The following is a 14715-nucleotide window of genomic DNA, read 5'->3' as shown; positions in this document are numbered from 1 at the left end:
CCCTAGGGGATCATTGGGCCAAGAACCTTATGCGCGCGCAGGGCATCCGACGCAATGGCTCGGTTTCCGGACACCGAATCGCCCCAGTAGTGCAGCGCCCTCACCTGCGCCGTGGCGAAGCCGAGAACGCCGGCGCCGGAATAGCCGCCGATCGTGGAAGCGTCATGCACGACGTGGATCTGACCGGGTTCGACCATGTCCATCAGCGTGCCGAAACTGACGCGCTTGCGCTCGTCGGGCTCGCCGAACACAGCGAAGATATCGTCCGGTACATTGCCGACCCGCCCTGGATGGCCAACGATGAAGAGACGATCGATGTCGAAGATGCTGTTCTTCGAGACCGTCAGCGGCTTCGCCGCACCGGCAACCGGCTCGACCTGGAGAACGGCGGCGTCGATGGGGTCCGCATCCTCCGCAACGAAAGGCACGCCCGTGATCCGATAGGTCAGGTCGCGCCGCGCGCCACTGTCGAAGGCGAAATCGAGAAGCACCTCGTATTCGCCTTTCATCCGGGCGTTCGTCGTTCCGGGCAGGCGCCGCGCCAGGCGCGTTCCCTGGCCGGGTGGAAACAGGACATGCCGGTTGGTCATGGCCAGCCCGTCGCCGATCAGGAAGGCGGTGCCCTGGACCCACTGCCGGTCCGTCAGCAGCGTATCGGTCACCCGCACAGCAGCGGTCGCCATAGTGACGGCCATGACATTTGCCCGGTGGTCGTCGACCAGCTGGGCCCACATGCCGGACTCCGGATACGCATTGATGTCTTCAAGTTCGGCGCCCATCACCTTCACTGCCGGGCGGCCGCGCGTCAGAAGCACGGCCTCCAGGGCAACGGCTTCCGGCTGTCCAAGAACGCCCTCGGCGGCGCCCTCGAGCTTCTCCAGCCCCCTGCGCGCATCGGCAACGAGGCTCCGCGCCAAGCCTTCGGCCTCCGTCCTTGACACCGTCTCGCCCTTCGACGTGCGTGCGCTTGCAAGGCGGCTGGCGATAGCAGAAATGTCCGCTTGGCCGAGCCCGCTTCCCGGTGAGGCCGATTCGTACCCGACGCCGAGCTCGCCGCCGGCCTCCTGCGCACCGCCCCGCGGCATCAGCAGGCGCCGGGCCCAGCGGGCAGTGCGTTCAAGCTTCAATCCGTCGACGCCGTTCATCTGACGCCTCCCCTGAACACGACTTGCGCGGTGACCGGGTCCATGCGCCGCTTGAGGCCGCCGGAGATGCGCAGCGGCGGCAACGATTCGAGCTGCGCCCTTTTCGTCATGGGGATGCGCGCCATGTCGAGCCCGATGCAGGCCATTTCGAGCAGATTCTGGCTTTCCGTGAGCATAGGGCCGGCGGCTTCGGCCTGGCCTCTCCCACCGACTTCGGCCAGAAGATCGCGCACCTGCTCGGCATTCGTGCGCGGTGAAGGGACAATGGCTTCCAGCGCCCCGGACGGGGTCGGGTCGGCTCGCAGCAGAGCTTCAGCGTCGACGATGCCGGCGCCATATTCGCCGGTATTGAAGCCGGCGGGCACGATCGCGGATCGCCGGATCAGCGATTTGAAAAGGTCCTGCAGGGTCATGCCGGGGCCGAGACGCTCAAGGAGAGCGTCGCGGCCGTGATGGGCGAGCCAGCAAGCGGCGACGCCCGCCAGATGGGCCGTTGCAAAGGAGGTTCCCTGGCCGCCGCCGACTTTGCCGGGATCGACCAGATCCCGTGCGTCGGCGCGCAACACCAGTTCGGCCGGGCCCGAAATATCGACGGCGCCGCCATGGCTCGATCCGATCCACGGCCGGAACTTCTCATTGATTCCGCCGACGGCGATCATCTCGTCATAACGGGCGGGCCATACCACGGTACCGACGCAGTTGCCGGCGGCTGCCACCACGATGATGTTCGCGGCGACCGCCTTCTTCACCGCGGCGTGCAGCGCCGAGCTGAGCACGCCGCCGAGGCTCATTGTGATGACATGGGCGCCGTTCAGCCGGGCATGGTCGATGGCCTGGGCCACCCGGCTCTGGTCGAAGACAGCGACCGACGTCACGCAGCGAATGGGAACCAGGGTGGCGTCGGGCGCCGACCCGCTCATTCTTCCCTTTTCGGGACTGGCCACGACACTGCCGGTACCTGTGCCGTGACCTGGGTTGCCGCCCCCATTCATCGGATCGACGGGCGGCTTGCCGATCTCGACGAAATTCGCCGCCCGCTTGTCCTTGTGGATGTTCTTCGGCAATTCGGGATGGCCGGGGACTACGCCGGTGTCCGGCTGGAAGACGATGATGCCCTTGCCGCCGCGCGGCCGCCCCTCCTGCTCGGAAAACACCCATGCCTGGCGTACCTTGGTCTTGTTGATCGCCCAGTCGCTGTCGACGGGCCGATTGGCCGGATCGTCGTTGACCCAGCACCAGAAGGCCCAGTCCGCGCTTTCGGCGCTGCCCTCCGGCGGAATATCCCTGTCCGCTTCGTAGTAGCGGGTCGACAGATCCGGCTCGACCGTTTCGCTGCCGAGCACGTCGTTGAGGACGCGGGCGACATCGAACAGGTCGGAACGATCGTCGGACACGACGCCGGGAACATCGATTGCGCGAAAGCGGTCGAGCTCGCGGTCGGGCGCGAACAGCGGACCGACGACGACCTCCAGCCCGAGCGCCGCCTTCGTCATCGACTCTATGGTGGCATCGGATATCGGCTCGGCCAGGCCGACGACGAAGCGTGCGTCCTGGGGCGAGCGGATGCCGGCCTTCTGCAACCCTCGCCAGAAGTCGAGGATCTCGCTGAGATCGATCCGCGGCGCAACCGAGGCTGGGACCGGTTTCGGCGATCGCGGTTCTCTGGCGGGACGAGGCAGCGCCTCGATGGCTGCGCTTTCGCGGATATGCGCACCGCCAGCCGTTCCGGACTGGTCGCCAACGCGTATCTCATCGGAGAAATCGATGCCGGCCAGGGCTTCGATTTCGCCGACGCCGGCCATGAACCGGCGCCAACGCTGCGGAACGGCGAACTCCATGTCGACGGCCGAGAGATCCTGCTCGAGCAGGAACCCGAAGCTCTGCGGTCTGCCGTCCTTGGCCGCCACGATCAGCTTCCAGTAGCGGCGCGGGATGCGCACGGCGATCGGACTTTGAAGATCCACACCCGAGAAGATCGGGTCGTCCGCCGCCAGTACGGGCCCGGCAAAGACGGCGAGACCTTCCGCCTTCGCCTCACTCAGGACCAGATTCTCCAGATCGCCCCAATTGTCGGCACCTTCGGACGAGCGATTGAAGCCGAGTATCTGGGGCGAGCAGTTCGTCACATGGAACGTGTCGCCATTGGCGTTGCGCATCTCGTCATAGGTCTGACCCCAGGCGACGTCCTCGCGGCGCGCGATGTGACCCTTGTCGAAGGCTTTACGGTCCTGATTGTAGAATTTGTCGGGCAGTTGCTCCTCTGCGAGGATGCGCGGGTCGGAAAACCACTTCTCCCTGTCGTTCTTGCTCAGGCCCCCGAGGCCCTTACGCCCATAGTCGGAGTCGGGCCTGTTTCCTGGTCTCTTGGTTTCCGGTCGGGCACTGACATTGGACGCCACAAGCAGCGCCAGGCGGCGCTTCTTGTGCATGACGACGGAAAAATGGTGGTACGGGATAACGTGGCTGCCATTCTCCATCCGCACCAGATCGCCCTGGTTGCGTGGTTCCGGGATAGGCACCTCGACCCCGAGGAATCGGGCATCGTAGCCTTTGCGGGTCGAATAGTCGGCGTCATGGATCGGCTCGACCGCCCGCTCCGCCTCCGGCTGCGCGCCGGCTGCCGCGGCGCCGACCTCCGCGCCGGCGCGCGCCTGCCCGAGCCGCACGGTGATTTCGAGCGGGATGACGATGCTTGTCTCGCCACCGGCTGGCATTGCGGTTCCGGCCAGCGACGGCCGCGTCGCGCCAGCCGCCGTCAAGCCGCCGCCGGTATCCTCCTTGGGCCGGGCGAGCGCATCGGCTCTGCGCCAGGCTTCGTCCCATTTGGTGGCGCGCCGTGTAACGGGAGCCGAAAAGCCGACGCCGGCGTCGATGACCCGGCCGTCGCGGGCGAGTTCGCCCGCGGGCACGCAATAGTTGGCGACCGCGTAGCGCCCGCCGAAATGCAGCCCGACCACTTCGCCTGTGCCTGGATCGAGGACGCAGGAACCCGAATTGCCTCCGAGGGTTGAACTGTCGTGCAGCGCGGCCTCGACCGAATGATCGTAGCTCTCCACGCCTGCGACCCTTTTCATCTCCCCCGGCTGCAGCCGCTTGACGCCGTAGACGCCGCCGAAGACCATGTTCTGGACGTCGGCCGGATTGCGGATATCGAAGGTGGGATAGCCTACCACCGCCACCTCGCGGCCGACCACGGCCCCCGGGTCGAGCGTGGACAGGGTAAGCTTCCGCACGCCGGAGGGCAGGCCCTCCACCTTCAGCAGCGCCATGTCCCAGTGGGGATGGATCATGACGATCTGCTTCACGCGCAGGAAAAGCTCCCTGCTGCTACGCCGCTCCTTCAGGAAATCGATACCGGCCTCGAGTCCCGGGATGAAGCGAAGGCCCGCCGTGCCCAAACCTTCAGCGAAGATCTCGGCGACGTGCCGATTGGTCATCAGGAGGCCGTCGCCGGCCACGAAGCCGGTCCCTCCGTAGGGCAAGGTCGGATGGTTGGGCAGCTCGATGCGTCCAATGCCGGCGATCGCCGCGCGCAGTCGGGAACGCACGGGTTCGTTGTTGAAATGAAGCCAGTCGGGATGCCGTACCTGATAGTCGCCCTCGATGATGTCGATTGCCGGACGCTTCTCCGGGATGATGATCGCCTCCAGATGGAAACGCTCATCCGGCTCGAGCGGCGTCCCTCGGGCCAGTTTCTCCAGAGTCCGCCGCCTCAGCGGGTCAGTTCCTCTCGCGGACTCGAAATTGCCCGCGGCCTCGACGAGCTCTTCGACACCGCCCGACGAAGTCGTACCGGCAAGAAATGAACGCAAAGTCTCATCGCCCACACGCGACATCGTCCGAACCTCGTGTCAGCCACTGTCAAATTTGCTTGATATGCGCTTTACAAAACGGTGCCATTGTACAATTGTTCAAATTATATTTCAACGTATTATGACGTCGCTTCTATCGACTCTGCGAACGACTTCAGACTTTCACCTTCCGATTTCGGGAGATATGAGACATCCGGCTGATGAAGACGATCACGCAGCCTCAATCCATCCAGAATATCGATATAAACGATGAGATCGAAACATAATTACTTTTCATTTCGTCCGTTTGTGTTTGACACCTACTCCCAAATAGGGAAACGTGGCGACATCGTTTCGGCGCGGAAGCCGCGGCCACGTGATGGCGAGCGACGGCCGATGTTGGTCGTCGCGGCATTCTGAGACGGTGTAAGCGAACGTGACCCGATCGTCGGGAGCCGACCGCTTTCGCCCGCGTTGAAATCCGCGTTGAAGGAAGCCGCATCCCGCACCGCAGCCGGCAAAGGCGTGAACAGATGATCGGATCGACCAGAGTGTTTCCCGCTATCCTCATGGCGTCGCTCACCGGTTCCTCTGCCATCGCGGATGAAAGTGACTTTCTCCAGACCTCTCCGGGAACTGGCAGGGCACAGGTCAGGTGCGATTGAAACCCGATGCGCAGCCGATGCACGTGTCCTGCACGCTGGATTCAAGGGCCGACGGCGAAGAGATCAGCATGCAGGGCGCCTGCCGGGCCAACGTCGTGTTCTCGCGACGGATCGGTGCGGATCTCCAGGCCCAGGGCGCTCGCTACACCGGCTCCTATGTCGGGTCGATCCGCGGCCCGGCCACGCTTTCCGGCTCGCGCAACGGCGGCACGCTCGACCTCCGTATCCGTTGGCCTGCAAGGAATGACACGGGCCGCACCGCACGAATGCAGGTCGCGAGCCTCGGCAGCGGACGCATGCGCCTCGTCACCTCCGAATCACATCCCAGGAGCGGCGAGCGGATCGTCACCGCCCGGATCGAGTTCAGCAGGAAATAGGCCGCCGTCCGGCCCGGCCTCAGTTCGCAGGATAAAGCGTGTCGATGATCAGCCGAGCGTCATGGCGGGCGTCGAGCATGCCGTAGGTGCCGCGCCACTGGCCGGCAAGCCGGGTCTCGATGAAGGCGTCGGCGATACGACCCGCGCCCAGCCTGCGCAACTCCGCGGCGGCGGCGGACAAAGCGAGTTGCTCGGTGAGGATCCGCGCCGAACCCTCGTCCGAGGCCGCGACCTGCATGGCCGCTCGCAGCACGCCGGTGGCGCCTTTCCCGCTCTGACCGCCGAGATCCTTCTCGATTCCTGCCAGGACCTCGTCGAACAGTGCCGGCCCTCGCCCGAGCACGCGCAGCACGTCGAGGGCCATCACGTTTCCGGAGCCTTCCCATATCGCGTTGACCGGCGCCTCCCGGTAGTAGCGGGCGAGCGGCGCCTCCTCGACATAGCCGTTGCCGCCGAGGCACTCCATCGCCTCGTAGAGCAGCGGCGGGGCGATCTTGCACACCCAGTATTTGACCACAGGCGTCATGGCGCGCGCGAAGGCTGCCTCGCCCCGGTTGGAGGCTGCCTCGTCGAAGGACCGCGCCAAGCGGAAGGACAATGCCGTCGCAGCCGCCACATCGAGCGCCATGTCGGCCAGCACGCTCTGCATCAGCGGCTGCTCGATCAGTGCCTTGCCGAAGACGTTGCGGTGGCGCGCATGATGGATGGCCTCGGCCAGCCCCGCGCGCATGATGCCCGACGAGCCGACCGCGCAGTCGAGCCGGGTCAGCGTCACCATGTCCATGATCGTCTTCACGCCGGCGCCCGGCTCACCGACCATTTCGCCGATCGCGCTGTTGATCTCAACCTCGGAGGACGCGTTGGACCGATTTCCGAGCTTGTCCTTCAGTCGCTGGAAGTTGAGGCCGTTGCCGTTGCCGTCGCCCAGGAGGCGCGGCACCAGGAAGCAGGAGAGCCCCTCCGGCGCCTGCGCCAGCATCAGAAAGGCGTCCGACATCGGCGCCGACATGAACCATTTGTGGCCGGTGATGCGATAGAAGCCGCCGCCGGCCCGCTCGGCCCTGGTCGAATTGGCGCGCACGTCGGTGCCGCCCTGCTTCTCCGTCATGCCCATGCCGAGCGTGAGGCCGGCCTTTTCCACCGGCGGCTTCTGGCTCTGGTCGTATTTGCGGGTGGTCACCCGAGGCGCCCATTCGCGAAAGAGCTTGGGGCTCGCCATCAGCGCGGCCAGCGAGGCGCTCGTCATGGTGATCGGGCACAGATGCCCGCATTCGAGCTCCGCGGTCAAATAGAAGCGGGCCGCCCGCACCTGATGGCGCCGGCCTGTCTCCGCATCGCCGTTCTCCCAGACGGAGGAATGCAGGCCGACCGTCACCGACCGGCGCATCAGCGCGTGATAGGCGGGGTGGAATTCGACGAGGTCGATGCGTCGGCCCTGGCGATCGTGCGTCCGCAGCTTCGGCGTCTCGGAATTGGCCAGGCGGGCGAGATCCTGCGCCTCCTGGCTCATCACGAATCGGCCTTGGGCGTCGAGGTCCTTGCGCACGGCCGGCGAGAAGTTCTCGGCCAGTTGCACCAGAAGCGGATCGCCCCGCCACGCATTGGAACCGGTCAGCGGCGGCGGCTGGTTCGTGACGTCGTGGTTCACCCGGATTCCTTCCGCTGCCGCATCGGCCGATCGAAACATTCGGAAAGCACGATGCGTGGATACTTGCTCCCGGAGCATTCTTTGCGCACCCGAAGGGACGCGTAAAGGACTCTCCAAGATCGCGGCGCCGGCCGCGAATCCGGGCGCCCGCGCCGACTTATAGCCGAAGGAGCATGCGGCGCGAACAAAATCCCGTTGGACAAGGAACGACGCCGCCCGGCACGGCTTGCGGCCGGGAGCCGGCACGCCTATAGCAGCCGCTTGAGATGACAGACGCTTCGTCCCCGCCGATCTTCCCGCCCTTCCCGCATCGGCATCTGCTGGGCATCCGCGACCTATCTCCCGCCGATATCCAGCTTCTGCTCGACCGGGCAGACGCCGCCGTCGCAATCTCGCGCCAGCCCGAGAAGAAGACATCCACACTGCGCGGCCGCACGCAGATCAACCTCTTCTACGAGGCCTCGACCCGCACCCAGTCGTCCTTCGAACTGGCCGGCAAGCGGCTCGGCGCGGATGTGATGAACATGTCGGTGGCCAGTTCGTCGGTGAAGAAGGGCGAGACCCTGATCGACACCGCCATGACCCTCAATGCCATGCGGCCAGACATCCTGATCATCCGCCACCAGTCGGCCGGCGCCGCCGCGCTGCTCGCCCAGAAAGTCGGCTGCTCCGTTGTGAATGCCGGAGACGGCGCGCATGAGCACCCGACCCAGGCCCTGCTCGACGCCCTCACCATCCGCCGCGCCAAGGGCGACATCGCGCGGCTGACCGTGGCGATCTGCGGCGACATCCTCCATTCCAGGGTCGCACGGTCGAATATCTTGCTGCTCAATGCGCTCGGCGCGCGGGTGCGCGTCGTCGCGCCTTCCACGCTGCTTCCCTCCGGCATCGCCCGGATGGGTGTCGAGGTTTCCCAATCCATGGCCGAGGGCCTGAAGGGCGCCGACGTCGTCATGATGCTGCGCCTCCAGCGCGAGCGCATGGCCGGCGCCTTCGTGCCGTCGGTGCGCGAATATTTCCGCTACTGGGGTCTCGACGCCGAAAAGCTCAAGGCGGCCAGGGAGGGCGCCCTGGTCATGCATCCTGGTCCGATGAACCGTGGTGTCGAGATCGCCTCGGAGATCGCCGACGGGCCGCAAAGCGTCATCCAGGAGCAGGTCGAAATGGGGGTCGCGGTGCGCATGGCGGTCATGGAAGCGCTGCTTGATCCGCGCCGCAACAAGGAAGCGGCATGATGGTCACGGTCTTCCACAACGCCCGCGTCGTCGACCCGTCCCGCGGCCTCGACGAGACCGGCAGCGTCGTCGTCGAGGGCAAGAAGATCGCCGCAGCCGGCGCCGCGGCCCGGAATCAGGGCGTTCCTGAGGGCGCCACGGTGATCGATTGCTCCGGCAAGGCCATCATTCCCGGCCTGGTCGACGGCCGCGTCTTCATCGGCGAGCCCGGAGCCGAACATCGCGAAACGATCGCATCGGCCAGTCACGCGGCGGCGGCCGGCGGTGTCACTTCCATCGTTATGATGCCGGACACCGACCCCGTCATCGACGACATCGCGCTGGTCGAGTTCGTGCTGCGCACGGCGCGCGAAACAGCCTCGGTCAACGTGTTCCCTGCGGCGGCGATCACCAGGGCGTTGGAAGGACGCGAGATGACCGAGTTCGGCCTACTGCGCGAGGCAGGCGCGGTCGCCTTCACCGACGGGCGCCGCACGATCTCCAGCGCGCTGGTCATGCGCCGCGCGCTGACCTATGCGCGCGACTTCGGGGCGGTCGTCGCCCATGAGACGCAGGATGCCGACCTCGCCTCCTCGGGCGTCATGAACGAAGGTCTCTATGCGAGTTGGCTCGGTCTTTCCGGAATTCCGCGCGAGGCAGAGGCGATCCCGCTGGAGCGCGATCTCGCGCTGGCGCGGCTGACACGCGGCACCTACCATGCCGCGAAGGTCTCGACAGCCATGTCGGCCGCGGCGATCGCCCGTGCCAAGGCGGACGGCTCCAGGGTCACGGCCGGCGTGTCGATCAACCATCTGTCGCTGAACGAGAACGACGTCGGCGAGTATCGCACCTTCTTCCGGCTGTCGCCGCCGCTGCGGGAGGAGGACGACAGGCTGGCCATGATCGAAGCCGTCAGGGACGGCACCGTCGACATCATCGTTTCCTCACACGACCCGCAGGACGTCGACACCAAGCGGCTGCCCTTCGCGGACGCCGCCGCGGGCGCGATCGGCCTGGAGACGCTGCTCGGCGCCGCACTTCGGCTCTATCACAATGGCGACGTGCCGCTTTTGCGGCTGGTCGAGCTTCTGTCCACCGCGCCCGCGCGGCTGTTCGGGCTGCCAGGCGGCACGCTTAGGCCCGGCGCGCCGGCCGATCTGGCGGTCGTCGATCTCGGCGAGCCCTGGGTGGTCACCGAAGCCAGCATCCGCTCGCGCTCGAAGAACACCTGCTTCGAGGGCGCCCGGCTGCAGGGGAAGGTCTTGCAAACCATGGTGGCGGGCCGCACAGTGTTTTCGGCTTGAACCAGCGGGAGGGGCGCTGTGGCTGACGCAACGACATGGCAGGCTGTCCTGCCCTATCTTATCGCCGCGCTGGCCTTCGGCTATCTTCTCGGCTCCATTCCGTTCGGCCTGGTGATCACCCGCGCGGCGGGCCTCGGCGATGTGCGCAAGATCGGCTCGGGCAACATCGGCGCCACCAACGTGCTGCGCACCGGCAACAAGGGTCTGGCGGCGCTGACGCTCCTGCTCGACGCATTGAAGGGCACTGCCGCCGTGCTGGTCGCCGGACGGTGGGGCGTCGACTACGCCGTCGCCGCCGGGCTTGGCGCCTTCCTTGGCCACCTGTTCCCGGTCTGGCTGGGCTTCAAGGGCGGCAAGGGCGTGGCGACCTATCTCGGCGTGTTGATCGGGCTCGCCTGGTCGGGGGCGCTGGTCTTCGCCGCCGTCTGGCTGGCGATCGCCTTTGCCACGCGCTACTCTTCCCTCGCCGCCCTCGTCGCGGCCGTCGTGGTTCCGATCGCGCTCTATCTTCTCGGACACGGCCAGGTGGCCGCCCTCTTCGCCGTTCTCAGCCTGATCGTCGTCATCAAGCACCGCGCCAACATATCGCGGCTGCTGGCGGGCACGGAAGCGAAGATCGGGGCCAAGGAATGACCGTTGAGGATGGGCGTCTCAGCGATCGGCAGCGCATAAGCTGGCTGCGGCTGATCCGGACCGAGAATGTCGGTTCCGCCACCTTTCGCGGCCTGGTCGATCGCTTCGGCTCGGCCGAGGCGGCGCTCGAAATGCTGCCGGAACTGGTGATATCAGGCGGCGCAAGACGCCTGCCGCGCATCCCCTCGGTCGCCGAAGCCGAGGCCGAGCTCGACATCGCGCGTCGCGCCGGGGCGCAATTGGTGGCGATCGGCGAGCCGGACTATCCGCCCATGCTGCGACGCATGGACCAGCCTCAGCCACTGATCGCAATCAGGGGCGAGCCATCCGTCTTCCGGCGCCCGCCGGTGGCGATCGTGGGCGCGCGCAACGCCTCTCTCGTCGGCATCAAGATGGCGCGCATGCTCGCCGCCGAGCTTGGGGGCCAGGGCTACGCGGTCGTTTCCGGACTGGCGCGCGGCATCGACGCGGCCGCGCATCAGGCGAGCCTCGCGACCGGCACGATCGCGGTGCTGGCGGGCGGACTCGACCGGCCCTACCCGCCGGAGAACATAGAGCTCGCCGCCGGGATAGCGGCCCGGGGCGGCGCCGTCGTTTCGGAGATGCCGTTCGGCTGGGAGCCGCGCGCCAGGGATTTTCCCCGACGCAACCGCATCATTGCCGGCCTGGCGTTGGGGCTGGTCGTCGTCGAGGCGGCACATCGTTCAGGCTCCCTGATCAGCGCCCGGCTCGCCGGAGAAATGGGCCGGCTGGTCTTCGCCGTGCCCGGTTCACCGCTCGATCCACGCGCCGCCGGAACGAACTGGCTCCTGAAGCAGGGTGCCACACTGGTCACCGAAGCCAGCGATATCGTCGCGGAAATCACGCCGCTTCTCTCGAACAGCGTACCTCAGCCGGCCGGTCTCGCGGAACCGCCTGACCACTCGGCGGCGCCACCACCCGGCGATCACGATCGCGCCGGCATCGTCGAAGCGCTCGGCCCTACGCCGGTGAGCCTCGACGAGATCATCCGTCATTCCGGACTGCATCCGGCTCAGGTATTCACGATCCTATTGGAACTGGACCTTGCCGGACGCCTGGAGCGCCACGCCGGCGGCGCGGTTTCACTGCTGCCGGACGGCGGTCGATGACGTCTCCCGGTGCAAGATCGGGCGCAGAGACCAGCCAGAGAATAGGAAAAATCGGTAGTCCGATCTTGTTTCGACCAGCGGCACGGAGAAGCAATTTCAACCCTTGCCCTTGACCAGATTGAAAACCGCAGCCATTTGACGGGCCGACTGAAAAGCAATTTGCCGACCGCAAAGCTCCGGCGCATCGCGGGGAAAATCGAGAATTCATGGAAGTCGTCGTCGTCGAATCACCGAACAAGGTGAAGACCATCAACAAGTATCTCGGGCGGAACTACAAGGTTCTCGCCTCCTTCGGCCATGTCCGAGATCTGCCGGCCAAGGATGGATCGGTCAAACCCGACGAGGACTTCTCTATGTCCTGGGACGTCGACGGCCCCTCTTCCAAGCGGCTCACCGACATCGCGAAGGCGGTCAAGGATTCCGACGGCCTGATTCTCGCCACCGACCCCGATCGCGAGGGTGAGGCGATCTCCTGGCACGTGCTGGAGGTGTTGAAGCAGAAACGCGCGCTCAAGGACAAGCCGGTCAAGCGCGTCGTCTTCAACTCCATCACCAAGCAGGCCGTGCTCGACGCCATGGCCAATCCGCGCGAGATCGATCCGCCGCTGGTGGACGCCTATCTCGCCCGGCGCGCGCTCGACTATCTCGTCGGCTTCACTCTGTCGCCGGTGCTGTGGCGCAAGCTGCCGGGCGCCCGCTCGGCCGGGCGCGTCCAGTCGGTTGCGCTGCGCTTCGTCTGCGACCGCGAGGCCGAGATCGAGCGTTTCGTACGCGAACAGTATTGGCAGGTGGCCGCCATCCTGGCGACGCCGCGCCAGGACACGTTCGAGGCGCGTCTCACCACCTTCGACGGCAAGAAGTTGCAGAAGCTCGACATTTCGAGCCAGGAGCAGGCCGACGACATCAAGGCGATGCTCGACGGCGCGACTTTCCGGGCGCTCTCCGTCGAGGCAAAGCCGACCAAGCGCAATCCGGCTCCGCCCTTCACCACCTCCACCCTGCAGCAGGCGGCATCGTCTCGTCTCGGCTTTTCGGCGGCGCGCACCATGCAGGTCGCGCAGCGCCTCTACGAAGGCGTCGACATCGGCGGCGAGACCGCGGGTCTCATCACCTATATGCGTACAGACGGCGTTCAGATGGCGCCGGAAGCCATCGGCGCGGCGCGTTCAGCGATCCAGAAGGAATTCGGCGAGAAGTACCTGCCGGAGAAGCCGCGCTACTACTCAACCAAGGCCAAGAACGCGCAGGAAGCCCACGAGGCGATCCGCCCGACGGATTTCACGCGCACCCCGGCCTCGATCCGGCAATATCTCGATCCCGACCAGCAGAAGCTCTACGACATGATCTGGAAGCGGGCGATCGCCAGCCAGATGCAGCCGGCCGAGATCGAGCGGACGACGGTCGAGATCGAAGCCGTCAATGGACCGCGCTCGGCAGGCCTGCGCGCGGTGGGCTCGGTGATCCGCTTCGACGGCTTCATCGCCGCCTATACCGAGCAGAAGGAGGACGACGACGAGGACGAGGAGAGCCGGCGCCTGCCCGAGATCCGCACGGGCGAGCAGCTTCTGCGCGAGGTCATCAACGTCACCCACCACACCACCGAACCGCCGCCGCGCTACACCGAGGCCACCTTCATCAAGAAGATGGAGGAGCTCGGCATCGGCCGGCCGTCCACCTACGTCGCGACGCTCAAGACGCTGGAGGACCGCGACTATGTGAAGATCGAGCAGCGGCGGCTCATTCCCCAACCGAAGGGCCGCTTGGTGACGGCCTTCCTCGAGAGCTTCTTCGAGCATTATGTCGAATACGACTTCACCGCCTCGCTCGAAGAGAAGCTCGACGAGATTTCCGACGGCAAGCTCGCCTGGAAGGAAGTCCTGCGCGACTTCTGGCGGGACTTCTCCGGAGCCGTCGACGACATCAAGGAATTGCGCATCACCGACGTGCTCGATGCCTTGAACGAGGAACTGGCGCCCCTCGTGTTCCCGGCGCGCGAGAACGGCGGCAATCCACGCACCTGCCCGAAATGCGGCACCGGCAACCTGTCGCTCCGGCTCGGGCGCAACGGCGCCTTTGTCGGCTGCTCGAACTATCCCGAATGCAGCTACACCCGCCAGTTCGGCCCGGCGAACGGCGGCGACGACGCCGCCGGACTCGAGGAAGGCACCAAGGTGTTGGGCAAGGATCCCTACACCGAGGAGGAGATTACGCTGCGGAGCGGCCGCTTCGGCCCCTATCTGCAGCGCGGCGACGGCAAGGACGCCAAGCGTGCCAGCCTGCCGAAAGGCTGGAGCCCGGCCTCCATCGACCATGAGAAGGCGATGGCGTTGCTGTCGCTGCCGCGCGACGTCGGGAAACACCCCGAGAGCGGCAAGATGATCTCGGCCGGCATCGGGCGCTATGGTCCCTTCGTCCTGCATGACGGAACCTACGCCAATCTCGAAAGCGTCGAGGACGTCTTCTCGATCGGCCTCAACCGTGCGGTCTCCGTGATCGCCGAGAAACAGTCCAAGGCGAAGGGCGGTCGCAACGGCGGCACGCCGGCCGCATTGAAGGACCTCGGACCGCACCCCGACGGAGAAGGCAACGTGACGGTCCGCGACGGGCGCTACGGACCCTATGTCAACCATGGCAAGATCAACGCCACACTGCCCAAGGGCAAGGACCCGCAGTCCGTGACGCTCGACGAGGCGCTTGCGCTCATCGCTGAACGGGCGGCGAAAAGCGGCGACGGAAAGAAGCCTGTCCGCAAGGCTTCGGCGAAGAAGCCGGCGGCCAAGAAGTCCGCCGCCAGGAAGAAGGAATAGC

9 protein-coding genes are annotated in these 14715 nt (G+C 66.1%); 6 read left to right on the top strand and 3 right to left on the bottom strand.

Translation table 11 applies throughout. From position 1 onward, the window contains the following. Positions 1-2: 2 nt before the first annotated feature. Both JN302_RS23170 and JN302_RS23165 read right to left on the bottom strand, forming a co-directional pair. Positions 3-1145, bottom strand: coding sequence for a trypsin-like serine peptidase (locus JN302_RS23170; RefSeq protein ID WP_202305630.1), 1143 nt, complete (start codon positions 1143-1145; stop codon positions 3-5). Next, entirely contained in the window at positions 1142-4957 is a 3816-nt protein-coding gene (locus tag JN302_RS23165) for a DNA/RNA non-specific endonuclease (protein ID WP_202329294.1), read from the bottom strand. The genes JN302_RS23170 and JN302_RS23165 overlap by 4 nt, the downstream gene beginning before the upstream one ends. A gap of 634 nt (positions 4958-5591) precedes the next feature. On the opposite strand from JN302_RS23165, the gene JN302_RS23160 reads away from it, so the two are divergent. After that, positions 5592-5978 carry a hypothetical protein gene (locus tag JN302_RS23160; protein ID WP_202329293.1) on the top strand — a complete coding sequence of 129 codons (387 nt, stop codon included), beginning with the start codon at positions 5592-5594 and terminating at the stop codon, positions 5976-5978. 19 nt (positions 5979-5997) lie between these two features. Here the strand turns inward: JN302_RS23160 and JN302_RS23155 are convergent, their stop codons facing one another. After that, complete coding sequence (locus JN302_RS23155) at positions 5998-7665, bottom strand: DNA alkylation response protein (protein WP_202305624.1); 1668 nt, start codon at positions 7663-7665, stop codon at positions 5998-6000. 227 nt (positions 7666-7892) lie between these two features. Between JN302_RS23155 and JN302_RS23150 the strand changes: the two genes are divergently transcribed. From JN302_RS23150 to topA, 5 genes are all read left to right on the top strand, one after another. Next, positions 7893-8861 carry an aspartate carbamoyltransferase catalytic subunit gene (locus JN302_RS23150; RefSeq protein ID WP_202329292.1) on the top strand — a complete coding sequence of 323 codons (969 nt, stop codon included), beginning with the start codon at positions 7893-7895 and terminating at the stop codon, positions 8859-8861. Next, positions 8858-10144: a dihydroorotase gene (locus tag JN302_RS23145; protein WP_202329291.1), complete on the top strand. Its 1287-nt coding sequence runs from the start codon at positions 8858-8860 to the stop codon at positions 10142-10144. Before JN302_RS23150 ends, JN302_RS23145 begins: the two co-directional genes overlap by 4 nt. An 18-nt stretch (positions 10145-10162) precedes the next feature. Next, complete coding sequence (plsY, locus tag JN302_RS23140; RefSeq protein WP_244741937.1) at positions 10163-10777, top strand: glycerol-3-phosphate 1-O-acyltransferase PlsY; 615 nt, start codon at positions 10163-10165, stop codon at positions 10775-10777. Continuing rightward, positions 10774-11907 carry a DNA-processing protein DprA gene (gene dprA, locus JN302_RS23135; protein WP_202329290.1) on the top strand — a complete coding sequence of 378 codons (1134 nt, stop codon included), beginning with the start codon at positions 10774-10776 and terminating at the stop codon, positions 11905-11907. Before plsY ends, dprA begins: the two co-directional genes overlap by 4 nt. A gap of 206 nt (positions 11908-12113) precedes the next feature. After that, positions 12114-14714, top strand: a complete 2601-nt coding sequence (gene topA / locus JN302_RS23130; RefSeq protein ID WP_202329289.1) for a type I DNA topoisomerase — start codon at positions 12114-12116, stop codon at positions 14712-14714. Position 14715 lies beyond the last annotated feature (1 nt).

This window comes from Mesorhizobium sp. L-8-3 (genome assembly GCF_016756615.1).
Lineage (GTDB): Bacteria > Pseudomonadota > Alphaproteobacteria > Rhizobiales > Rhizobiaceae.
Note: the sequence above shows the minus strand (reverse complement) of the source record. Positions and strands in the feature narration are given on the sequence as shown.

Bases quoted from the DNA above. Each gene is read 5' to 3' on its own strand.
- dprA (WP_202329290.1), top strand. From the start codon at position 10,774: ATGACCGTTGAGGATGGGCGTCTCAGCGATCGGCAGCGCATAAGCTGG.
- JN302_RS23150 (WP_202329292.1), top strand. From the start codon at position 7,893: ATGACAGACGCTTCGTCCCCGCCGATCTTCCCGCCCTTCCCGCATCGG.
- JN302_RS23155 (WP_202305624.1), bottom strand. From the start codon at position 7,665: ATGTTTCGATCGGCCGATGCGGCAGCGGAAGGAATCCGGGTGAACCAC.
- JN302_RS23145 (WP_202329291.1), top strand. From the start codon at position 8,858: ATGATGGTCACGGTCTTCCACAACGCCCGCGTCGTCGACCCGTCCCGC.
- JN302_RS23170 (WP_202305630.1), bottom strand. From the start codon at position 1,145: ATGAACGGCGTCGACGGATTGAAGCTTGAACGCACTGCCCGCTGGGCC.
- topA (WP_202329289.1), top strand. From the start codon at position 12,114: ATGGAAGTCGTCGTCGTCGAATCACCGAACAAGGTGAAGACCATCAAC.